Below are 21,886 nucleotides of genomic sequence, written 5' to 3' on the forward strand. Positions count from 1 at the left end.
AATGTAGTGATTAACGTAATACTAAATACAGCATGCTCTTATCGCGCATTATTTTCAGTGCAACAGCGCCTTCTTGATCTTTTAGCTGGGCTTTAAGGGTTTTAAGATCCTTAATCGTGGTGCGGTTAATCCCCACAATGACATCGCCTTTTTGTAAGCCACTCATCGCTGCAGGAGAGCCTTGAGCAACCTCAGTAATTTCAATACCTTTAGATGAGTTTTCTAAGGTTGCCCCTTGCAGCATAGGATGCACAGCGCCTGCTGCTGACTCAGTGCTTTGGCTAGCTTCGCCCAATGTGACTTTAACCGTTTTCTTATCACCGTCGCGAATAATGCCTAATTCAACTTTGGCTCCCGCACCCATAGTGGCGACTTTGGCTCGTAATTCTTGGAAGGACTTAATGCCACGGCCATCGACACTAACAATAATATCACCCGCTTTAATTCCCGCTTTTTCTGCAGCACTTCCTGCTGTGACTTCATTAACGAAACCACCATGCTGAGTATCTAAACCAAAACCTTGTGCGAGTTGGCTATCAAGATCGCGTCCCGAAATACCTAATACACCACGGCGAACTTCACCATGCTCAGCAATTTGTGCAACTAAACTTTTCACCATATTGGCTGGAATAGCAAAACCAATACCTACGTTACCACCGCCTGGCGCCACAATTGCCGTGTTAATGCCAATTAACTCGCCGTTTAAGTTAACGAGTGCGCCACCTGAGTTACCACTGTTAATTGCTGCATCGGTTTGAATAAAGTTCTCTAGCATTTCAATGCCTAAGCCGCTACGGCCTAACGCGCTGACAATACCGGATGTAACGGTTTGACCTAAACCGAAGGGATTACCGATAGCAACAGCAAAGTCACCAACACGAAGTTCATCAGAGTTAGACGATTTTATTGCAACTAGATTTTTTGCCTCAATTTGCAGCAATGCAATATCAGACTCTGAATCAGTACCAATTAATTTAGCTTTTACTTCTCGTCCGTCGTTAAGGCCGACTTGAATATCATCTGCGCCATCAATCACATGGTTATTTGTAACAATATAGCCTTTTTCCGCATCAATGATGACGCCAGAACCTAAGCCCCTGAAAGGACGTTCTTGTACTTGTTCTTGCGGTGCATTAGGTCCGAAGAAATAACGAAAAACATCAGGTACTCTTTGTTTCGAAACATGAGTACCAGTGACGGCAACAGACACTACCGCTGGAGTTGTGCGCTCAAGCATAGGCGCAAGACTTGGCATAGATTGCCCATCAACCGTCTGAGGAATCGCTGCCTGTGAAACAACGGGCATCATCGTCAGGGTTGCGGCTAACATAGCGGCTGAAAGTACTGATAATTTTGTTTTCATCTATTCATAACTCCAAATAATGGTTAATCGATCCGGATGTAATGCATCAGCAATTGTGCGAGCGTCAGATCAACTCTGTATCGGTACCGGCTCTTTGCCTAGGTAACAACTCTGACACGCACCTTATTGAAAAAGTTCTTCAATATTAAAATATGTTAATTTTTATTAGCGATTTACGCGATCTTTATGAGCGTTTCAATACCAAAAAATGGGGACGTTAGCCTTGTTATTCAAGCTAAGGTTTATTTCGCTCACAATAAACTGAAATGATTTACAGCATAGCCCTTTGAGCACAATTTACCCGCTTTTTATACTGTATTGTCTGTTTTCATCCAGCATTACGTTCTGTATTGATATATCCTGCGTGACATTTGCCGTGTTAATATTGTGCTAGTTTTAATAACGGACATATAGAGAATCAAAAAGTGCCTCAGTTAAGCCCTTGGCAACATTATCAAAAAGATCTCACCCGTGATGGTTTTTCCCATGATCCGGCTCAAGAAATTGCAGTTAAAGCTTTACAACGTGTTTTTGAAGATTTAACCACCTCGGCTACGCCTAATCCAGGTCTTGGAAAATTTTTTACCGCTTTGGGTCTTAAATCAGCACCAGCAGCACCGAAAGGACTCTATCTTTGGGGCGGTGTTGGCCGTGGTAAAACGTATTTAATGGATACGTTTTTTGATGCTTTGCCTAGTGGTCAAAAATTGCGCGCGCATTTTCATCGTTTTATGCATCAGTTACATCATGATTTGGATGAATTAAAAGGCGTGCGCGATCCTTTATTAGTCATCGCAAAAAAAATGGCAGCTGAATATAAAGTTATCTGTTTTGATGAGTTTTTTGTCTCAGACATTACCGATGCCATGTTATTAGGAACGCTGTTTCAAGCGTTATTTAAAGAAGGCGTTGTGCTTGTTGCAACCTCTAATATTATTCCTGACGATCTCTATAAAAATGGATTGCAGCGGGTGCGTTTTTTACCTGCGATAGCATTAATTAATCAGCATTGTGAAGTGTTAAACGTAGATTCTGGTATTGATTATCGATTGCGAACGCTTGAGCAAGCTGAGATTTATCATTACCCATTAGATGCTGATGCGGATGCTAATCTATTACGTTATTTCAGCCAGTTAGCACCAGAATTAGAAGTGTTGACAACGGATATTCAAATCGATGGACGCTGCATTAATATTCGTCAGCAAGCACAAGGGGTGTTACTGGTTGATTTTAGAGCATTGTGTGATGGCCCTCGTAGCCAGCGCGATTATATGGAATTGGCGCAGCAGTACCATACTGTACTCGTCAGCGGTGTAGAGCAAATGGGCGCATTTTTAACGGGCGATGATATCGCCAGACGTTTTTTAGCGATGGTAGATGAGTTTTACGAGCGTAACGTGAAACTGATTATATCGGCCCAAGTACCACTTGAAGATATCTACAACGATGGTTTATTGAGCTTTGAGTTTAAGCGTTGTTGCTCACGTTTGATTGAAATGCAATCCCACGATTATTTAAAAACAGAGCACCTACCTTAGCCGCTCAAACTCACTGTTTAACTTTAATGCCCGCTGTAAATCACCCGCAGCGGGTTAATCCCCAGGATGACTAGCTATATAGCTTGATGTTTTATTGTTTTTCTCAAAATATCAGGTGATTTTTAACTCAGCTTTGTCTATACTCCGCAGCCTGCCCACGTTACTCCGCCAATTGGGCGGAAGTTGTAAGCCGAAGTCAGTGCTCGAAGGGGTGCTAAAAGGCAATTTTGTGTTATTTGCAAGCGCAGATAACATGTGAGACAGAAAATTAACTTTGGGTTTTTGTAATAATGAAGACTTTTACTGCTACACCAGAAACCGTAACTCGTGACTGGTTCGTCGTTGATGCAGACGGCAAAACTTTAGGTCGTATCGCAACTGAAATCGCTATCCGTTTACGCGGTAAGCATAAGCCAGAATACACGCCACACGTTGATACCGGTGATTATATCATCGTTGTTAATGCTCAAAAAGTGACTGTAACTGGTAACAAAGCGAAAGGCAAAACGTACTACTCGCATTCAGGCTTCCCTGGTGGCATTAAGCAAATCAGCTTTGAAAAGCTGCAAGCGCAAAAGCCAGAAATGATCATCGAGAAAGCAGTTAAGGGTATGTTACCAAAAGGTCCTTTGGGCCGTGCCATGTTCCGTAAACTAAAAGTTTACGCTGGCGCAGAACATAACCACACTGCACAACAACCTCAAGTTCTTGATATCTAAACGGGATTTAAGCAAATGGCTGCAACTCAGTATTACGGCACTGGCCGTCGAAAAACATCTACTGCTCGCGTTTTCGTTAAAGCAGGAAGTGGCAACATCGTTGTAAATCAACGTCCTTTGGATCAGTATTTTGGTCGTGAAACTGCTCGTATGGTTGTTCGTCAACCATTAGAGTTAGTTGAAATGACTGACAAGCTGGACATCTATGTAACTGTTAAAGGCGGTGGTACTACTGGCCAAGCAGGCGCAATCCGTCACGGTATTACCCGTGCTCTGATGCAATTAGATGAAGCTCTGCGTCCATCACTACGTTCTGCTGGTTTCGTTACCCGTGACGCTCGTAAAGTTGAGCGTAAGAAAGTGGGTCTACGTAAAGCACGTCGTAAGCCACAATTCTCTAAGCGTTAATTCGTTTTTGGAATATCAAAAAACCCAGCTTTGCTGGGTTTTTTATTGGCTAAATTTTATAATATTACCATTATGCTCTTGCGATTAAATGTACTGGGATACTCTTGTTTTTGTATTCTACGATTGAGTTTGGGGTGAATATGACTTTCCAGGTTTTTATGCTGGCAGTAGCACTTGTATTGATTTTAGAAGGAGCTGGGCCACTGTTATTCCCTAATAAATGGCGACGTTATTTAAATGAGCTCTCTCAGCAAAATCAGCATGTTATTCAGCGGTTTGGAGGCATTTTAGTGACAGTAGGCATCGTCATGTTTATTATTTTCACGTAAAAGTCTACGACAATAAAGTGATTGGCAGAATTGGCATTAGGCTAACCTACTAATAGAAGATACCTTTGGCGTTTTGCGAGTCGGCGCTCCATTTAATCTAACGCTTAGCTCACATTAACAGTGTTAGTGACCCCTGATTGACTAAATAAGATATATTGGATGTCTTGAAGATGGAATGGTTGTTAGCGATAACATATCGCTGCACTATTTCTAAAATGCAGCTTTGTTGCTGAAGGTTATGAATAGATTATGCCCGTTTATTAGTTTATATTAGGCTGATACGAGTCAGATTTTATTGCAAGATCAATTAATTATAGCCATCTACAGTCATCAAGCGTCTTGTAGCCTTATTAGAAATACTAATCGACATTATCTCGATGAATTCCCATCGTAACTAAATCATGATTTTAGTGAGTTCGCTCAATTAAAGCAGTGATTCTTAGCCTTTACTACGAAGATATACGCTTTTCTCTGTTTAATTCAACGGTTAGAAATCCAGCTCAAGCTCAAGAAATAGGTTATACTGCCGATGTATGTATTCATCCTATTGTCATTGAGAGTTGTTATGCTACGTACAGCACTGGTCGCGCTATTACCTTTAATCTCTTCAGTATGTTTTGCACAAACTGAAGCGGTGGATATTTATAGCCAAGATCAATTGCTTGATTTGATCCGTAGCAATCAATACTTAGCAAAAGTGAAACAGGATGATTGCCAGCTAGTCCAAGACATTGAGGCGCGAGCCCAAGTCTTAAAACAGCCTTTATATCAGTTTCTATGGGGCGAAATGCTCAACCATGGGACCTGTGTAAAAGCCAATCCTGCAAAGGGTATTGCTTTGTTGCGTGACTCGGCCGAACAAGGTAGCTCAGAAGCGATGTTAAAGCTTGCTGAGTATTATCAGAGCGGGAAATTTGTCATCCGCAATAAAGATAGGGCAGTACATTATTTACTGCCTGCAGCTGCAAGTGGTGATTTAACTGCTCGCATGACGTTAGTGCGTTTATTCAGTGAAGGTGATGGTAGTTCTAGGGATTATGAAATGGCCTATCACTGGTTATATAACGATGTATTTACGGACGAGGCGACACAGAAAAAAGCCTTGTCTTTACTGAAGGCGTTAGCAGCTAAAATGCCCCCTAGTGCAGTGGCGCGGGCCCAGCAAGAATAGTTGTTAAGCCGTTAAGTTGTCTCTCAATATAGAGACACATTATTTGGATATTGAATGATCAAAGACCCTCATTTTGAGCGTGAACAGGATAAGTACGAAAACCCTATCCCAAGCCGTGAGTATATTATCGATTACTTACGTTCTCAGAAATCACCCATCACTCGTGACAGCATTGCTGCGGCATTAAACATTCATGAGGAAGAACCTCTTGAAGCCCTGCGTCGTCGCCTACGTGCGATGGAACGCGATGGCGAGTTGGTATTTACTCGCGGGCAGAGCTATGGCTTGCCTGAGAAGATGGATCTGATCTCCGGCACTGTTATCGGGCACAGAGAAGGCTTTGGCTTTTTCAAACCCGACGAAGGTGGTGATGACTTATTTATTTCAAACCGCGATATGTTGATGTACTTTCACGGTGATAAAGTGCTGGCACAAAAGGCAGGCACAGATCGCCGTGGCCGTCGTGAAGCGCGTTTAGTTAGATTGATCCAGCCGCGAAGCGCTGCAATTGTCGGTCGTTATCATGTTGATAGCGGCATGGCATTTGTGATTGCTGACGATAAGCGTATTACTCAAGAAATTTTAGTCGCGAATGAAGATCGTAACGGCGCTCGTCAGGGCGATGTTGTGGTGGTGGAGTTAACCCGTCGCCCAGGTCGTTTCGTTAAAGCTGCAGGCAAAGTGACAGAAGTACTCGGTAAGCAAATGGCGCCGGGGATGGAAATTGAAATCGCCCTGCGCAACTATGACTTACCGCATACTTGGTCCCCGGCAATCGAGAAAAAACTGCGCCGCATTCCCGATGAAGTAACTGATGCAGATAGGGTGGGGCGAGTCGATTTACGCCATCTACCTTTAGTGACTATTGATGGTGAAGATGCCCGCGATTTTGACGATGCCGTGTATGCAGAGAAAAAGGTTGGTGGTGGCTGGCGTTTATGGGTTGCGATTGCTGACGTAAGTTACTATGTACGTACCGACTCTGTTTTAGATACAGAAGCACGTGCTCGCGGTAACTCGGTGTATTTCCCATCGCAAGTGATCCCTATGCTGCCGGAGAAAATCTCTAACGGCCTATGTTCGCTAAATCCTCACGTCGATCGTTTATGTATGGTCGCTGAGATGACAGTGTCTGCTAAAGGTAAGTTATCGGGCTATAAGTTTTATCCGGCAGTGATGTATTCACACGCTCGCTTCACTTACACCCAAGTCGCGGATATGTTAGAAGGTGGCCCAATTGCGCCTGAGCATGAAGTCCTATTCCCGCATCTGCAATGTTTACAATCTTTGTATTTAGCACTTGATGAACAAAGGGCTGAACGTGGTGCGATTGCGTTTGAAACTATGGAAACGCAGTTCATTTTTAACGAGCAACGTAAGATTGAAAAAATCGTACCGCGCGGTCGTAATCAAGCCCATAAAATTATTGAAGAATGCATGATTTTAGCCAACGTTTCGGCGGCTAAGTTTGTCAAAAAACATAAAGGTGAAGTGCTGTACCGCGTGCATGAAGCGCCCTCTGAGCAAAAGCTGGCAAACTTTAAAGAGTTCCTTGCTGAGCGTGGTTTAACTATGGGGGGCGGTTTAGAACCGACACCATCAGATTATCAAAATTTAATGTTACAAATTGCCGAACGCCCTGATGCTGAGCTTATCCAAGTGATGTTGCTGCGTTCTATGCGCCAAGCCATTTACACCCCTGATAACGAAGGTCATTTTGGTTTAGCACTAGAAGAATACGCGCATTTTACATCGCCTATTCGCCGCTATCCGGACTTAGTCTTACATAGAGTGATCCGTTATTTACTGGTAAAAGAGCAGGGTGAAACTACTGAGAAGTGGACGCAGGATGGTGGCTACCATTATCAACTTGATGAGCTCGAAAAACTAGGTGAAGAGTGTTCAACCACTGAACGTCGTGCTGATGAAGCGACTCGTGATGTCAGTGATTGGCTGAAGTGCGAGTTTATGCAAGATCATGTTGGCGATACTTTTGAAGCAGTGATTGCATCAGTCACCAGTTTTGGTTTGTTCGTGCGTTTAAATGAATTGTTTATCGATGGTTTAGTGCATATTTCAAGCCTAGGCAGCGATTACTATCAGTTTGACTCTATGCGCCAACGTCTTATTGGCGAGCATACTAAGCAAGTTTATCAAGTTGGCGATCCTGTGACGGTGAAAGTCGCCGCAGTTAATCTCGATGACAGACAGATTGACTTAGTCATGTTGGGTGATGATGGTAAAGGTAGCAAGCGTAAAGCGTCAGCTAGCCGTGATAAGCCAATGACAGCCCGTGAACGCGTTAATCGCGAAGGTGCTAAGCAAGGCAAAACGAACAAAATCGCGACATCTACAGCTAAGACTGAAGCAGGCAAAGCCAAACCTAAGGCTAGTACTACAACGAGTGCTAAGTCTAAAGCTAAAACGAGTACTAAGGCTAAAGCAGCGCCCAAAGCTCAGAAAACAGTAGAAAAAGATCCGGCTACCAAGCCCAAAGCCGCTAAGCGGAGCACGAGAAAGAAATAAATGAAAAAACAAGATATTATTTTTGGGATCCATGCCGTTGAAGCCCTGTTAAAGCACAGTCCTGAGCGCATTATTGAATTATGGCTGTTACAAGGTCGCGATGATGAGCGTTTAACGGCATTGGCTAATGAGGCCAAATCATTCGGGACAACAATTCAGTTGGCGTCACGTAAGGTTTTAGATGACAAAGCTGAAAGCAGCCAACATCAAGGTATTGTGGCGCGCGTCAAAGCCGCTAAAGTGTTAAATGAGCAAGATTTGGATGTGCTGCTTGCTAATACTGAGCAACCTTTCCTGTTGATTTTGGATGGCGTGACGGATCCCCATAACCTCGGTGCTTGCTTACGTAATGCTGATGCAGCCGGTGTACAAGGTATTATTGTACCTAAGGATAACTCTGTTGGCTTAACTGCCACTGTGAGTAAAGTGGCCTGCGGCGCAGCAGAAACTGTACCGTTATTTCAAGTCACTAACTTAGCGCGCACTATGCGCCACCTACAAGATAAAGGTGTGTGGATTGTGGGGACTGCTGGTGAAGCCGATTGCGAACTGTATCAAGCCGATCTTAAAGGACCGCTAGCGATTGCTATGGGCGCCGAAGATAAAGGGCTGCGCCGTTTAAGTCGTGAGTCATGCGATTCGCTGATTTCAATTCCGATGGCGGGCAGTGTGTCTAGCTTGAACGTATCGGTAGCTACGGGTGTTTGTCTATTTGAAGCTGTGCGTCAGCGTCGTAGCTAACATTTAAACTACGCAGTGATACCATGCTTGCGGTAATCAGAAACGGCTTAGCTGTAAATACAGTTAAGCCGTTTTTTTATGAGTATTATTTAACTAAAGGCTTTTGCTACGTTAACTTGATTATTTTCAGTGCCATCAGCTTGAGTAACGTCTTCATCAGTCTGCCAAGTATCGAAACAAAAGATGAGTTGCTCTTCATTACTCTCAATTGCGTCATCATCGACGCCATCAGCCCCTAAATCATATTCGTCCTCATCAGCATTAAACGATGGTGTCATATGTTCTTGAATCGACTCAACATCAACTCGTGGATCGAGTGCGGCTGCCAGTGGTGAGGAGACTAAATCACCGGTCGCCATAATATAATCTTGGGTCACGTTGGTTTCAATTATTTGCTTTGAGTGTAAATAATGTAAACGAATTAACAGTATTAAGGTACAGGCCGACATGAAGCCATATAACATGCTGTTGCCCAGCCATTGCATTAACGTTGAGGCGATGAGTGGGCCGATACTGGCACCTAAGCCAAAGGTTAATAGAATGGTGGCTGATAAACCTACCCGTTCATTTTGTTCGACGCGTGAGTTAGCGAGTGCAGTAGCAAGTGGATAAAAAGTAAAGCCTAAAATACCAAAGAGAAAAGTCATTACTAGCGATATAACAGGGTGATAGGGGATCAGGCAGATCGCCAAGGCTAAGATACCGAGTAGTACACAGTTGATACGAATAAGGCGACTGCGAGACATAATGTCAGATAGCTTTCCCATCGGCCATTGCGCCAGTAAGCCTGCTAAAATTGTTGCTGTCATATAGGTGGCAACTTTTTCTGGTGGTAAGCCCAAGTTACTTGCATAGGCGGGCGCGAGACCATAAAAAGAACCGACTATCATGCTGCCAATTGCTATGGTAGTGAGTGCTTGCGGTGCTTTTTTCCAATAATGGGCAATTTTAAGCGGTGCCGGCACCAAAGGTGCGGGGTGAAGGCGGCGGGTGAGTGAAATTGGTACGATACAGAGTGAAAAGCAAATAGCGATAAGCAATAGCGGTTCTAAACCTAATTCTGGGAAGATACTAATGGCGCCTTGGCCCAAGATTAAGCCAAAGTAAGAAACAATCATATAACTGGCAAATACGGTACCCCGTTGGCTATTCTCGGCTTGCTCATTAAGCCAACTTTCCAACACCATGTATTGGCACATCATACCCATGCCGACAATCAGCCGTAGCAGCAGCCAAATAGTTAGTTCATCTACTAAAGCGTGGCCTAAAGCTGAGGCTGCGACTATCCCTGCACTGGCGACAAAGGCACGAATGTGGCCCACTTGAGCAATAAGCTTATGACCTATCTTAGAGCCCGCAACAAGACCAATATAGTAGGCTGACATCATGCCGCCAATCCATATTTGTGGCACATGCATCACAGAAAGTCTAAGGCCAAGATAGGTTGTGAGTAAGCCACCGGCCAATACCATTAATAAAGTCGTGCTATATAAAGAGGCAAAAGTGCGCAGCGGATTAGTCATTTACAACTCCGAAAACACTATAAAAATAACAACGTGGAGTGAGTATATCAGGGGTTAGTGTTTAAGTTGTGTTACAAGTTGTTGGTAAGCTTTGACTCACTTCCCATTTTTAGGTGAAATTTTATTAAAATGCGGTGAGGTAACGTAGGCGTACTACAGTCTATTTTAAAAATTGGAAATTCATAAACTGCGTTATAAAAGATATGTTAGTAAGAGTGAACTTATCTAAAGGTATAAAGCAGGTTAAAAGTGGTAATAGTGTCTGTTTGTTGGCTGCCATCAGGAACGATTTCAGTATATTTGATGTTCATTCCGATTTTAAATGCCCAATCTTGGAATACGAGATTTTTGTAGCTCATGTCTAAGGTGAGGGTATTATTGTTCTCGCCAACTTCAGCAGTCAGATCCGCATTTAGGCTGCTATATTCCTGTAGTTTTTGAGAGAACTTAGCCGCTGTACGTAAAATGACATCTTTTTCAGCATCAGGATCAGGAACATCAATTGATTCAGCGGGCATGTTATATCGGTAACCGGGGCCGACTTCGAGGCTTAGTTTGGTTTTATAACTACTGATGGCATTAAAACCGTAACCACTAGAAAGTGTTGATATTTGTGTGTAACTACCAAATTGATCCCAAGTAAAATCACCGCGACCGAAAATATAACCCTTAGTGAGTTTATAATTCGATTGCAATTGTAGTTCGTATTTTTCGGATGTGGTTTGGGTTTTCTCAGAGGCAAAATAGGCTTTTAATATGGCCTCTTGCTTGGTTCGTTCAGTATCGTAAATCAGCTGAGTACGGCCATTAAAACTACTGGATTCATTATTGCCAGTATTGAGTTGTAAACCCGCTTCGATTTCGGCTGTAAAATCACTGGGCGGCTCTTGATAGTCTGGAGGAACAAGCGCAAGCGCAGGTAATGAAAGGAAAAATAAACTGATTAGTATGATAACTTTTAGCATTATGTTTAATTCTTGATTAGCAGATTTCAGATGCTCAAATATAGGTGAGGCGCCATCATACCTGTATTGATTAGCGAGGCAAAGTTATTGCTTGAATTTCTGGCTTGCTTTCTGTACTATCTCGCGCTCAAATCAGTCACTATTTTTCGTTCCTTGCCTCCATTTGGTCTGACTGAGCCAATACCGAGGCTACATAACCGTAAGGAGCAATAAATGCGTCATTACGAAATCGTATTTATGGTTCACCCAGATCAAAGTGAACAAGTACCAGGTATGATTGAGCGTTACACAGGTGTTATCACCGAAGCTAACGGCACAATTCACCGTTTAGAAGATTGGGGTCGTCGTCAACTGGCTTACCCAATCCTTGATCTGCATAAAGCTCACTACGTTCTAATGAACGTTGAAGCCAAAGCAGAGACGATCGAAGAGCTAGAAACAGCTTTCCGTTTCAACGACGCAGTTCTGCGTAACATGGTAATGCGTACTAAAGTTGCCGTTACTGAAGCATCTCCGATGGCTAAAGCTAGAGATGAGCGCGATTCACGTCGTGGCCCAGCTGGCGAACGCTCATATGATGAAGCTCACGCTGAAGAACACGCTGAGTAAGGTAATCTGTGACCACCAATAACTTGGTGTTATCTGGAACGATAACTCGTTCAAGACGCTTTAAAAGCCCAGCAGGTATTGCACACAGTGTAATGATGTTGGAACACAAATCGCAGCGTTATGAAGCAGATATGCTCCGCAACGTCTACGTACAAATTCAAGTGATATTGAGTGGCCCACGCTTTGAAAGCGTGGCAGATGATCTGAAAGCAGGTGTGGAAGTGCAAGTGAAAGGCTTTATGACGCTTCAACAGGGGCGTAATGGTCAAAATCGCTTAGTCATCCATGCCGAAAATGTCGAATTGAAAACTTAGGAGACTGTCAACATGGCACGTTATTTCCGTCGTCGCAAGTTCTGCCGTTTCACCGCTGAAGGTGTTGCAGAGATTGATTACAAAGATATCGTTACTTTAAAGAACTACATCACTGAAAGCGGCAAAATTGTTCCAAGCCGTATCACTGGTACTAGTGCTAAATATCAGCGCCAACTAGCTCGCGCTATCAAGCGTGCTCGTTATCTTTCTCTACTGCCATATACTGATTTACATCAGTAATTTGCAGTATTCCTAATCGAATATAGAGGATTTGATAATGAATGTTATTTTACTAGATAAAGTTGCAAACTTAGGTAGCTTAGGCGACCAAGTTTCAGTTAAAGCCGGTTATGCTCGTAACTTCCTTTTACCTTACGGTAAAGCGGTAGTTGCAAATGCTGCAAATACTGAAGTATTTGAAGCTCGTCGCGCTGAATTAGAAGCTAAATTAGCTGCTGACTTAGCTGCTGCTAACCAACGTGCTGAGAAAATTGCTGCATTAGAAGCTGTTGTTATCGCTTCTAAAGCGGGTGATGAAGGCAAACTGTTTGGTTCAGTTGGCAACCGTGACATCGCTGATGCAGTGACTGCTGCTGGTGTTCAACTAGCTAAATCAGAAGTTCGTTTACCATTAGGCGCTTTGCGTACTACTGGCGACTTCGAAGTTGAAGTTCAGTTACACACTGAAGTTAAAGCTTTTGTTAAAGTTTCTGTGGTTGCAGAAGCTTAATTACAACTCGCTTTATACATTAAGAAGCACCGCTTAGGCGGTGTTTTTTTATGCCTGAAATTTAACCTCTGAGTGCTGTGGGCCTACTTTGTATTAGTTTCTATTGGCTTTGATATGAATGAAGTAATGCAGTAAGTGATATGTGTTGATTTGTTTAATTTCATTTATACCTGTCACATTAACTATCTCATCAGGTCAGAGCCTCACAGGTATTTCAACCCGAGGCGCATTGACGCAGAAATGGTTATTCCCTTTTAAGTCAATGCAACACGGAAGTGGGATGCCTGTGAGACTCCCAAGGGGCGGTTGATTTAACTGCATGGCAACGCACTTTATACTGCGTTTAAGGCTTTTTGACAGAGCACCATTATGCCTTCGCCTTGTCTAAAGCGCGTTGAACTCCCGCTGAATGAACAGATATTTAATGCCATTGGGATTAGGTGTTGCCAAGGCAGAATAATGATTGCTTCCCAGTAATAAAGCCGCTAACAGCATTGGCTATAAGCGGCTTTGGTTTAGATTAGTTGCGTCTGGGTTTAGCTCTGAGTATTAATTTCTCACTAAATCCAGCTCTTGAATTAAGTTATCCGCATGATCGACTTCATCCATCATCCACAGGATATAGCGGATATCGACGTGTACAGCGCGGGTAATCGTCGGGTTGAAGAACCAATCTTTGGTAATCGCTTCGTAGGTTGAGTCGAAGTTAAGACCGACTAACTCACCTTTGCCGTTGAAGATGGGGGAGCCGGAATTACCGCCGGTGGTATCGACGCTGGATAAAAAGTTAACTGGGACTGAATTAAATTCTTCTGGTTTATCTAAGCAAGAAAAGAGTCTGCAAATCCAGCCGCGAGGATCTTGGTAAACCGATTTAACTTCATGATCGCCCAAACGTTGTTCGGCAATCGCCTCAAGTAGTTTTTGCGGTGCATTGTAGGGTTCGACACCTGTGTTTTTCGCGACTATGCCATCTAGACGAGTGAATGGCTGCTTATAGAGCGCATCGCGGGACTGATAGCCATCGACCATACCATAACTGATGCGCAGCGTACCGTTAGCGTCAGGATAGACTGGCCAGTTATTCGCTTTATAGTATTTAATCACGGCTGCCATATAATCAGGGCGAGCGCTAGACAGTTTGCCATCTAAGATTTTTTCTGACTTTTCCTGAGCCATATTGGTATCATAAAGCGCGACTGCTAAACGGATAAAGGGATCGGTACTGGTTTCAAAAGCGTTAGCATCGGCATCCATCCATGCCAGCCTTTGCGCTTGGTCTGTAAGGGTAGTGAGTGAGTACAAACCATCAAGTTTTACCGCGAGATCTCTATCTTTATTATTGATATCCAACATTTGGTCGAGTGCTGCCACGCGATTCGATTGGCCAAGATAAGCCATCAAATCCTGTAGCCAGAGCGTTTTATCGACTTTGACATCAAAACTCGAATCGATACGTTTAAGACGTGAGCTTAACATCGCTATATCACGCTCTTGGTAGCCTTGCTCACGCTCGGCATCGGGCTTTTGTTTTTCTTTTGCAAGACGGTAAAGATTATTCGCTGCGCTTAACAGGGTGCTCGATTGTGCATTGGTAAAGTAATAGTTACTTTGAAATGCTTGCTGTTGCTGGGCGAGTAACACGTCTAACTCAGCGATGAGATTTTGATTTAGGTCAGGATTTTGTTTCAGCCACGCGAGAAAGTTATCCTCACGACTTTGTTTAATCCCCACAATATCCGTAGCTTTAAAGCCCGCCAGCAGACCATTGAGTTTCTTCATCCTATTAGCCATAGAAGCCATGTTGCCCGCGTACTTTATGGCGATATCGGCATCTTGTTGTCCCATCGCTGTGATTGTATCAATCTGTAGTTGATAGCGTTTAGCTTGAGTTGGATATAACCAATGACTGGCAAACTTAAGTTCACTGGTCAGGTTATAGCGACTGGTTGAGCCCGGATAACCTGCTATGAACACTCCGTCACCGGCTTTTACGCCATCAGCATTCACTTTAAGGTAACTCTTTGGCTTATAGGGGATATTGTCATCACTATAGGCCGCGGGTTGGCCGTCTTTGCCTACATAGGCGCGTAAGAAGGCGAAATCACCAGAATGGCGCGGATATTCATAGTTATCTATATCGCCACCAAACCCGCCGATACTTTTGGGTGGTGCATAAACTAAACGCACATCGCGGATCATTAACTGTTTAATTAAATAGTATTCTAAGCCGTTATGAAAACTGCGAACATTACAGCGATAGTTATCATCCGCTTCACAACTCTTAATCAGCGCTTTGCTGTGATTTTGAATGTCTTCGTAACGCGTTAACGGATCTTGGCTGAGATCTTTCATGATGCTGGCAGTGACATCTGTAACTGCTTCAGTAATATATAAACGCTCGTTAGGACCGGCCGAAGGTTCCTTGTCCATTGATGTGGCTAAAAAGCCTTGTTCTAGATAATTATGTTCTGTCTTGGTGTTATATTGTATCGCCTTGTAGGCACAATGATGGTTTGTCACAACTAGCCCTTGGGGCGAGACAAAACTGGCGGTACAATAGCCCAGTCCTACAACGGCATTCATAGGGTAACGTGTCAGATCGGCCAATTGTTCTGCTGGAATATCGATTCCACGTTCACTGAGTTTGTCTGCAATTGAAGGCATTTGATAAGGTTGCCATTGTCCTTCGTCGGCGGCTGCTATGCCGGATGTCAGTGCTAGGGCCGCAACCAATGCAATACGCATGTTCTTTCCTTATTGATTTTTTAGAGTGTCCGTTGGAATGAAATAACAGGTAAGTGTAAACATCCTGTTTGCTTGACGCGGGTTTTATATCATATTTTGTTAAGTTGTTGGAAATCGGGAGCGTTAATGTCACAACAAGGTGCTTTTAAGCCTAAAAGTAAGCCAAGAGATTTGCAGCTAGATGGACTCAAGCTGCCACCGCATTCAATTGAGGCTGAACAATCGGTATTAGGCGGCTTGATGTTAGATGCCGAAGCGTGGGATCGGGTGGCTGAGGCCGTAGTCAAAGAGGACTTTTACTCCCGCTCACACAAGATGATTTTTGCTGCCATGCACCGCTTGGTTGAACAAGGGCAACCAATCGATTTGATCACAGTTTCTGAGCAATTAGAAGTTGAAAATCAATTAGAGGATGCCGGAGGCTTTGCCTATTTAGGTGAGATTGCTAAAAATACGCCGAGTGCAGGTAATATTTTATCCTACGCTGAAATTGTGCGTGAGCGCGCTGTTGTACGTGACATGATCCGCGTAGCACATGAAATTGCCGATGCAGGCTACAATCCTGAAGGTCGTGATTCGAGTGAGTTACTCGACCTAGCCGAAAGTAAAGTTTTTAAAATTGCTGAAATGCGTACCAATGTTAACGAAGGTCCTGAGGACATTAAAACGATCCTCGAAAAGACCGTCGATAAGATTGAGCAACTTTACAATAATCCCCATAACGGCGTGACGGGTGTCTCGAGCGGCTTTAATGATCTCGATAAAATGACCGCAGGTTTCCAAGCGGGTGATTTAGTGATTGTTGCCGCGCGTCCTTCTATGGGTAAAACTACCTTCGCGATGAACCTATGCGAACAAGCGGCAATGAATGAAGATAAACCAGTGCTTATTTTCAGCCTCGAGATGCCATCAGAACAGATTATGATGCGTATGTTGGCTTCTTTGGGCCGCGTTGACCAAACTAAAATACGTACTGGTCAACTTGATGACGAGGATTGGGCGCGAGTTTCATCGACCATGGGCATTATGCTTGAGCAAGGTAAAATGTATATCGATGATGGCTCAGGGTTAACGCCAACTGAAGTCCGTAGCCGTGCGCGTCGTATCGCTCGTGAATACGGTGGTTTATCGATGATCATGATAGATTACCTGCAGCTAATGCAGGTACCCGCCTTGAAAGATAATCGTACTCTAGAAATCTCGGAAATTTCGCGCTCCTTAAAAGCGTTAGCTAAAGAGTTAGAAATTCCTATTATTGCACTATCGCAGCTCAACCGCTCACTCGAGCAACGTGCTGATAAACGGCCAGTAAACTCGGATTTGCGTGAATCGGGCGCTATCGAGCAGGATGCCGATCTCATCATGTTTATTTATCGCGATGAAGTGTATAACAACGATTCTCAAGACAAAGGCACCGCTGAAATCATTATTGGTAAGCAGCGTAACGGCCCTATTGGTCGGGTGCGATTAACTTTCCAAGGACAGTTTTCACGCTTCGACAATTATGCGGGTCCACAGTTTGAAGAAGATTAAGTTTTTTAGAAAATGAGAATCAGCATTAGATTTACGCTTGCAGAAGGCTGACAGTGCTGATGTATTGTTTTTATTGTTCGTGACTTTTTATTTCCTGAGTAAACAAGGTAAATTTTGAACCCTTTTCCCCGTGCAGAAATTAGCAGTAGTGCACTGCAAACCAATCTTGCTGCGTTGCGTCAACAGGCACCTGCAAGTCGTGTTATGGCTGTTGTTAAAGCGAACGGTTATGGTCATGGATTATTAAATGTTGCTCATTGTTTAGTCGGTGCCGATGGCTTTGGTCTAGCACGATTAGATGAAGCATTAGAGTTACGAGCGGGCGGTGTTAAGGCTCGTTTATTATTGCTTGAAGGTTTTTTTCGTGCAACCGATCTCCCTTTGCTGATCGAGCATGATATCGACACCGTAGTGCATCATGAGTCCCAGCTTGCAATGTTAGAACAAACTGAGCTGGCAAAACCGGTCACTGTTTGGTTAAAAATAGATTCAGGCATGCACCGTTTAGGCTTTATACCCGAGCAGTTTACAAAAGTTTATGATCGCTTAATGGCGTGCCGCAATGTCGCAAAACCGATTCATTTGATGACGCATTTTGCTTGTGCCGATGAGCCAGGTAATAACTATACCGCTGTACAGATGGCGGCTTTTAATACATTAACGGCAGGTTTGCCAGGGTTTAGAACCTTAGCTAATTCAGCGGGCGCACTCTATTGGCCTCAAAGCCAAGGCGATTGGATTCGTCCCGGTATTGCGCTTTACGGCGTGTCACCTGTCACTGGTGATTGCGGGGCTAATCATGGGCTCGTACCCGCGATGGAGTTAGTGTCGCAGTTAATTGCGGTGCGTGAGCATAAAGCGAATCAACCCGCTGGTTACGGTTGTTTCTGGACCGCAAAACAAGATACCCGTTTAGGTATAGTCGCGATTGGTTATGGCGATGGTTATCCACGTAATGCTCCAGAAGGCACGCCTGTTTGGATTAATGGTCGACGAGTACCAATTGTAGGTCGTGTATCTATGGATATGTTAACGGTCGACTTAGGCCTGGATGCACAAGATAAGGTGGGCGATAGCGCTCTACTATGGGGTAAGGCACTTCCTGTGGAAGAAGTCGCCGAGCACATAGGCACTATCGCTTATGAACTTGTTACTAAGCTCACGCCAAGGGTGTCTGTGTGCTTAGCGTAATCCATAATTTTGCGATGATGAATAAACGTTAAATTACAAAAACGGTGTGTTGAACACCATTTTTGTTTTAGCTGTATTGAAATGCATTATTACGGCTAATCAAAATTCCGTTATTTTTCAAAGCAAATTTCAATATAAGCGGCTCCATGTGGGCTTGTGAATGGCATAATAATTTTAGTGCCGCTGGCTTTGTGGGAAATGGTATGGCCTTTTCCAGATACCACCATAGGGGTGGCCATTTCAAACTCATAGCCTTTTTGCCCCAATAAGTTTTTTGCGCCGCCCGTGACCATATTGGTTATTTCACCGACTAAATCAGTCACTTCGTCGTTAATCTTCCCTGGGTTTTCACCGAGCATATTCTGCATAATTTGCAGGACCAGCTTTTGTTCAAATGTAATCGACAGTGACCCTTTAGTTTGAGGGCCTACGAGGCCGATTAAGCCTGACACATCTCCTTTTGCTAAATTATCTGATTTGATCTGGGGCTTGCCCGGTGTCAAATCCATGCTCGCCATGGTCGAAAGAACATTAAGCAGAGATTGAAGAAAAGGGTTTATAAAATTGACGTTCATGCCTAAGTTTGTCCTCTTGTGAGCCTAAATCATGGCGTGATGACATGTACAAGGCTATTAGAAAAGTTGCTTACCAGCAGCAATCTTGATTACAGTCTATAGCTTAGATGAGACCACTATAAATGTGAGGCTAGTTTATAGGTATTTAATCATTTATCCGAGGTTTGCGTAGTCAAACATCAATAAAACTGTGTAATAGAGCCATTTTCATCGTTTAATCTTCAAAGCCCCATTAATAATGGCGCATGTGTACCTATGCTGCAAAGTTTTTTGCTTTTATACGCTGTTAGCCGTCAATTGATATTATCACCACCAATTTTTTGATTATCTTGGCAAGTGTTGTTAGATAAATGAAGCGTGTCATTATGTATAGCAAGCATTTTTTATTTCACACAAATACTTAACTGATTAATTTAATTGGATATTGATCTGGAATAAAATCTATAAGCTTGTCAGTACAATAAAAGTGCGAGTGTTACAGCTTTAATTAATTGGTAATACAAATGATAATAGTTATTGATCACCTTGCAATATTTCCTTATATTAGCGACCGATAAATGCGTGACATTGCTCACAGCAATAACTAACTCTTCGCGATAGGAATGTTTCTTGATGAAAATGGCTCAACGTCGTAATGGTCGAGTTCGACTCGGCGCTCATATGCTGGGATCGTTAACTTTAGGGATGGCAGTTTCTGCTGCTTCAGCTATGGCAGCAGACCAACCAACACCTAAAACAGATAAAAAAGTCGAACATATTGAAGTTAACGGCGAGTATCTGGGCTATAACACTCGTAAAGTGCAATCAGGGAAATTCACTGAAGATTTACTGAATAGTGCTAAAACTATCACAGTTATAAACCAAGATCTTATCAAAGACATGGGTGCGCAAACTTTTACTGATGCATTGCGTGCAACACCTGGTATTAGCCTTGGCACTGGCGAGGGTGGTAACCCTTATGGTGATAGGCCTTTTATTCGTGGTTACGATGCGCAGTCATCGACCTTTATTAATGGCATGCGTGATGTGGGTTCGCAAAGCCGTGAAACGTTCAACATAGAACAAATTGAGGTGCTAAAAGGCCCTAGTTCTGTGTATAGCGGCCGCGGCGCGGTAGGTGGCAGTATCAATATTGTTACTAAAAAAGCCAATGCTGAAGATGCAATAAACTTAGACTTAGCCGTGGGTACAGATTCGTTAACTCGCGCTAGCTTAGATATTAACCGCGTCATTGCCGATGAAGCTGCGGTGCGCCTCAATGTGATGGCCCATGATGCTGACACGCCAGGACGTAATGAGGTCTCTGGTAATCGTTGGGGGGTTGCGCCTTCAGTTACTTTTGGTTTGACGACACCGACTAAGGTGACGTTAGAATATTATCACTTTGAAAATCACGATGTACCTGACTATGGCATCCCTTACGATCAAAGTACGGGTCAGCCAGTTGATGTTAATCCCGATAATTTTTATGGCTTGTTGTCGCGCGATTTTCGAGACAACACGGACGACACGGCTTCAGTGTTGATAAGTCATGATTTCAACAATGATTTTCAGTTTACTTCTACCTCAGTTTATAGCCGCAACACTAACGATTATATTGTTACTAACCCCGATGACACGGCGGGCAACGTTGTTAATGGTAATGTGTGGCGTAATACTAAATCACGTAATTCCGAGACGAAAAGTCTGGCGACTCAGTTGCAATTAGCTGGTGAGGCGAAGTTAGCGGGTATGCCAAATCGTTTTGCTGTTGGCGCCGAGTTCAGTAATGAGCGTACTAGTAACCAGCCTTATGTCGTTGATACTGGTAATGGCCGTAATGGCGGCTGCACGGCTGAAATGATTGCGAGTTATAACTGTACCTCGTTAACTAACCCTAACCCGCATGATCCTTGGGTCGGCTCTATCACTAAAGGTGTCGTGACTGAAACAGAAACCGACACCAGTTCACTGTATGCTTTTAATACGATTGAATTAAGCGATGCATGGATGGTAAACGGTGGTATTCGTTGGGATGATTTCAGAACAGAATCAGATAACGGCACCACAGCGCTATCCAATGAGGATGACTTCCTAAATTATCAATTATCAGTGCTATATAAACCGACCATTAATGGCAGTATTTATGCGGCTTGGGGTACATCTTCTAACCCACCGGGTACTTCTAATGGCGATGGTGCAGACGGTTTAGCTACAGCGAACCAAGATTTAAAACCTGAAGATACCGAAAGCTATGAGCTCGGCGTAAAATGGGATTTATTCAGTGGCCGCTTGTCACTCACCAGCTCAATTTTCCAAATTGAGAAAAATAATGCTCGTGTTGCGACCGAAGCTGGACGTGGTGCACCGCAGGAAAACGTGGGTAAACAAAACGTCAAAGGTTTTGAATTTGGTTTCTCAGGTGATTTTACCGATGAATGGCATGGTTTTGGTGGTTACACTTACTTAGATGCAACCTTAGAGAGCAACGGTTTTAATATGCAATATGATGGTAATCGTTTCCCGAATACCGCGAAAAACAGCGTTAGTTTGTTTACGACCTATGACATTACAGAGGCATTTAATTTAGGTGGTGGTGCGTATTACATGGGCGAAGTTTATGGTAATACGGCCAATACGCTATCAATCCCATCTTACTGGCGTTTTGATGCAGTATCATCTTACAAAATGAACGAGTTTTTGACCCTACGTTTGAATGTACAAAACTTAACGGATGAGCGTTATTACGATAAAGCTTATTCAGCACATTTTGCGAATATGGCGCCAGGACGTTTAGTTATGCTAAGTGCCGATATGCATTTTTAATGTTGGAATTGCGCTAATGTTATGGCAGCCTTCGGGCTGCCTTTTATGTTTATAATCCTTATCAATCACGTCAACCCGTGTATTTTAGTGTAATGGAA

19 protein-coding genes are annotated in these 21,886 nt (G+C 43.5%); 14 read left to right on the forward strand and 5 right to left on the reverse strand.

Translation table 11 applies throughout. From position 1 onward, the window contains the following. Positions 1–10: 10 nt before the first annotated feature. Positions 11–1,363, reverse strand: a complete 1,353-nt coding sequence (gene degQ / locus C9I43_RS01260) for a Do family serine endopeptidase DegQ (RefSeq protein WP_076502034.1) — start codon at positions 1,361–1,363, stop codon at positions 11–13. Positions 1,364–1,788: 425 nt separating this feature from the next. Here degQ and zapE point away from each other — a divergent pair, with 425 nt between their 5' ends. From zapE to rlmB, 7 genes are all read left to right on the forward strand, one after another. Further along, on the forward strand, positions 1,789–2,901 hold the full coding sequence (zapE, locus tag C9I43_RS01265) for a cell division protein ZapE (RefSeq protein WP_107881603.1): 1,113 nt from the start codon (positions 1,789–1,791) through the stop codon (positions 2,899–2,901). A gap of 290 nt (positions 2,902–3,191) precedes the next feature. Then, the gene (gene rplM, locus C9I43_RS01270; protein WP_076502029.1) at positions 3,192–3,620 is read left to right on the forward strand and encodes a 50S ribosomal protein L13; all 429 of its coding nucleotides are present in this window, start codon (positions 3,192–3,194) and stop codon (positions 3,618–3,620) included. Between the two features lie 15 nt (positions 3,621–3,635). Next, on the forward strand, positions 3,636–4,028 hold the full coding sequence (gene rpsI / locus C9I43_RS01275; RefSeq protein WP_076502026.1) for a 30S ribosomal protein S9: 393 nt from the start codon (positions 3,636–3,638) through the stop codon (positions 4,026–4,028). Between the two features lie 140 nt (positions 4,029–4,168). After that, a complete protein-coding gene (locus C9I43_RS01280; RefSeq protein ID WP_107881605.1) occupies positions 4,169–4,357 on the forward strand; it encodes a DUF2065 domain-containing protein in 189 nt (62 codons plus the stop codon). 529 nt (positions 4,358–4,886) lie between these two features. Beyond that, positions 4,887–5,528: a flagellar protein MotX gene (gene motX, locus C9I43_RS01285; RefSeq protein ID WP_083948263.1), complete on the forward strand. Its 642-nt coding sequence runs from the start codon at positions 4,887–4,889 to the stop codon at positions 5,526–5,528. Between the two features lie 54 nt (positions 5,529–5,582). Continuing rightward, positions 5,583–8,054 (forward strand): ribonuclease R, encoded by a 2,472-nt coding sequence (gene rnr, locus C9I43_RS01290; RefSeq protein WP_107881607.1) that lies wholly within the window; start codon positions 5,583–5,585, stop codon positions 8,052–8,054. Beyond that, positions 8,055–8,795: a 23S rRNA (guanosine(2251)-2'-O)-methyltransferase RlmB gene (gene rlmB, locus C9I43_RS01295; RefSeq protein ID WP_107881609.1), complete on the forward strand. Its 741-nt coding sequence runs from the start codon at positions 8,055–8,057 to the stop codon at positions 8,793–8,795. A gap of 89 nt (positions 8,796–8,884) precedes the next feature. Here the strand turns inward: rlmB and C9I43_RS01300 are convergent, their stop codons facing one another. Continuing rightward, the gene (locus tag C9I43_RS01300; RefSeq protein WP_107881611.1) at positions 8,885–10,318 is read right to left on the reverse strand and encodes an MFS transporter; all 1,434 of its coding nucleotides are present in this window, start codon (positions 10,316–10,318) and stop codon (positions 8,885–8,887) included. 221 nt (positions 10,319–10,539) lie between these two features. Continuing rightward, on the reverse strand, positions 10,540–11,283 hold the full coding sequence (locus C9I43_RS01305) for a DUF481 domain-containing protein (protein ID WP_107881613.1): 744 nt from the start codon (positions 11,281–11,283) through the stop codon (positions 10,540–10,542). A gap of 213 nt (positions 11,284–11,496) precedes the next feature. Between C9I43_RS01305 and rpsF the strand changes: the two genes are divergently transcribed. From rpsF to rplI, 4 genes are read left to right on the forward strand one after another with little or no spacing between them, the layout of a single operon-like run. Continuing rightward, positions 11,497–11,892, forward strand: a complete 396-nt coding sequence (gene rpsF / locus C9I43_RS01310) for a 30S ribosomal protein S6 (protein ID WP_076502007.1) — start codon at positions 11,497–11,499, stop codon at positions 11,890–11,892. 8 nt (positions 11,893–11,900) lie between these two features. After that, positions 11,901–12,206, forward strand: coding sequence for a primosomal replication protein N (priB, locus tag C9I43_RS01315; protein WP_076502004.1), 306 nt, complete (start codon positions 11,901–11,903; stop codon positions 12,204–12,206). A 12-nt stretch (positions 12,207–12,218) separates the two neighbouring features. Further along, entirely contained in the window at positions 12,219–12,446 is a 228-nt protein-coding gene (gene rpsR, locus C9I43_RS01320) for a 30S ribosomal protein S18 (RefSeq protein ID WP_006083042.1), read from the forward strand. Between the two features lie 37 nt (positions 12,447–12,483). Continuing rightward, positions 12,484–12,936 (forward strand): 50S ribosomal protein L9, encoded by a 453-nt coding sequence (gene rplI / locus C9I43_RS01325; RefSeq protein ID WP_076502001.1) that lies wholly within the window; start codon positions 12,484–12,486, stop codon positions 12,934–12,936. Between the two features lie 549 nt (positions 12,937–13,485). On the opposite strand, the gene C9I43_RS01330 is transcribed toward rplI, so the two are convergent. Beyond that, entirely contained in the window at positions 13,486–15,684 is a 2,199-nt protein-coding gene (locus tag C9I43_RS01330) for a S46 family peptidase (protein WP_107881615.1), read from the reverse strand. Between the two features lie 126 nt (positions 15,685–15,810). Here C9I43_RS01330 and dnaB point away from each other — a divergent pair, with 126 nt between their 5' ends. Next, a complete protein-coding gene (dnaB, locus tag C9I43_RS01335; protein ID WP_076501295.1) occupies positions 15,811–17,217 on the forward strand; it encodes a replicative DNA helicase in 1,407 nt (468 codons plus the stop codon). A 114-nt stretch (positions 17,218–17,331) separates the two neighbouring features. Then, positions 17,332–18,408, forward strand: coding sequence for an alanine racemase (gene alr / locus C9I43_RS01340; protein ID WP_107881617.1), 1,077 nt, complete (start codon positions 17,332–17,334; stop codon positions 18,406–18,408). A 110-nt stretch (positions 18,409–18,518) separates the two neighbouring features. Here alr and C9I43_RS01345 read toward each other — a convergent pair whose 3' ends face one another. Continuing rightward, positions 18,519–18,983, reverse strand: coding sequence for a chemotaxis protein CheX (locus tag C9I43_RS01345; RefSeq protein ID WP_076501290.1), 465 nt, complete (start codon positions 18,981–18,983; stop codon positions 18,519–18,521). A gap of 612 nt (positions 18,984–19,595) precedes the next feature. On the opposite strand from C9I43_RS01345, the gene C9I43_RS01350 reads away from it, so the two are divergent. Next, the gene (locus C9I43_RS01350) at positions 19,596–21,788 is read left to right on the forward strand and encodes a TonB-dependent receptor (RefSeq protein ID WP_107881619.1); all 2,193 of its coding nucleotides are present in this window, start codon (positions 19,596–19,598) and stop codon (positions 21,786–21,788) included. Positions 21,789–21,886 lie beyond the last annotated feature (98 nt).

Origin of the sequence: Shewanella morhuae (assembly GCF_003028295.1) — a bacterium.
Classification (GTDB): domain Bacteria; phylum Pseudomonadota; class Gammaproteobacteria; order Enterobacterales; family Shewanellaceae; genus Shewanella; species Shewanella morhuae.

Excerpts from the sequence above, each read along its gene's own strand:
- degQ (WP_076502034.1), bottom strand. The coding sequence starts at position 1,363 with ATGAAAACAAAATTATCAGTACTTTCAGCCGCTATGTTAGCCGCAACC.
- rplM (WP_076502029.1), top strand. The coding sequence starts at position 3,192 with ATGAAGACTTTTACTGCTACACCAGAAACCGTAACTCGTGACTGGTTC.
- rpsI (WP_076502026.1), top strand. The coding sequence starts at position 3,636 with ATGGCTGCAACTCAGTATTACGGCACTGGCCGTCGAAAAACATCTACT.
- C9I43_RS01280 (WP_107881605.1), top strand. The coding sequence starts at position 4,169 with ATGACTTTCCAGGTTTTTATGCTGGCAGTAGCACTTGTATTGATTTTA.
- motX (WP_083948263.1), top strand. The coding sequence starts at position 4,887 with ATGTATGTATTCATCCTATTGTCATTGAGAGTTGTTATGCTACGTACA.
- rnr (WP_107881607.1), top strand. The coding sequence starts at position 5,583 with ATGATCAAAGACCCTCATTTTGAGCGTGAACAGGATAAGTACGAAAAC.
- rlmB (WP_107881609.1), top strand. The coding sequence starts at position 8,055 with ATGAAAAAACAAGATATTATTTTTGGGATCCATGCCGTTGAAGCCCTG.
- C9I43_RS01300 (WP_107881611.1), bottom strand. The coding sequence starts at position 10,318 with ATGACTAATCCGCTGCGCACTTTTGCCTCTTTATATAGCACGACTTTA.
- C9I43_RS01305 (WP_107881613.1), bottom strand. The coding sequence starts at position 11,283 with ATGCTAAAAGTTATCATACTAATCAGTTTATTTTTCCTTTCATTACCT.
- rpsF (WP_076502007.1), top strand. The coding sequence starts at position 11,497 with ATGCGTCATTACGAAATCGTATTTATGGTTCACCCAGATCAAAGTGAA.
- rpsR (WP_006083042.1), top strand. The coding sequence starts at position 12,219 with ATGGCACGTTATTTCCGTCGTCGCAAGTTCTGCCGTTTCACCGCTGAA.
- rplI (WP_076502001.1), top strand. The coding sequence starts at position 12,484 with ATGAATGTTATTTTACTAGATAAAGTTGCAAACTTAGGTAGCTTAGGC.
- C9I43_RS01330 (WP_107881615.1), bottom strand. The coding sequence starts at position 15,684 with ATGCGTATTGCATTGGTTGCGGCCCTAGCACTGACATCCGGCATAGCA.
- dnaB (WP_076501295.1), top strand. The coding sequence starts at position 15,811 with ATGTCACAACAAGGTGCTTTTAAGCCTAAAAGTAAGCCAAGAGATTTG.
- C9I43_RS01345 (WP_076501290.1), bottom strand. The coding sequence starts at position 18,983 with ATGAACGTCAATTTTATAAACCCTTTTCTTCAATCTCTGCTTAATGTT.
- C9I43_RS01350 (WP_107881619.1), top strand. The coding sequence starts at position 19,596 with ATGAAAATGGCTCAACGTCGTAATGGTCGAGTTCGACTCGGCGCTCAT.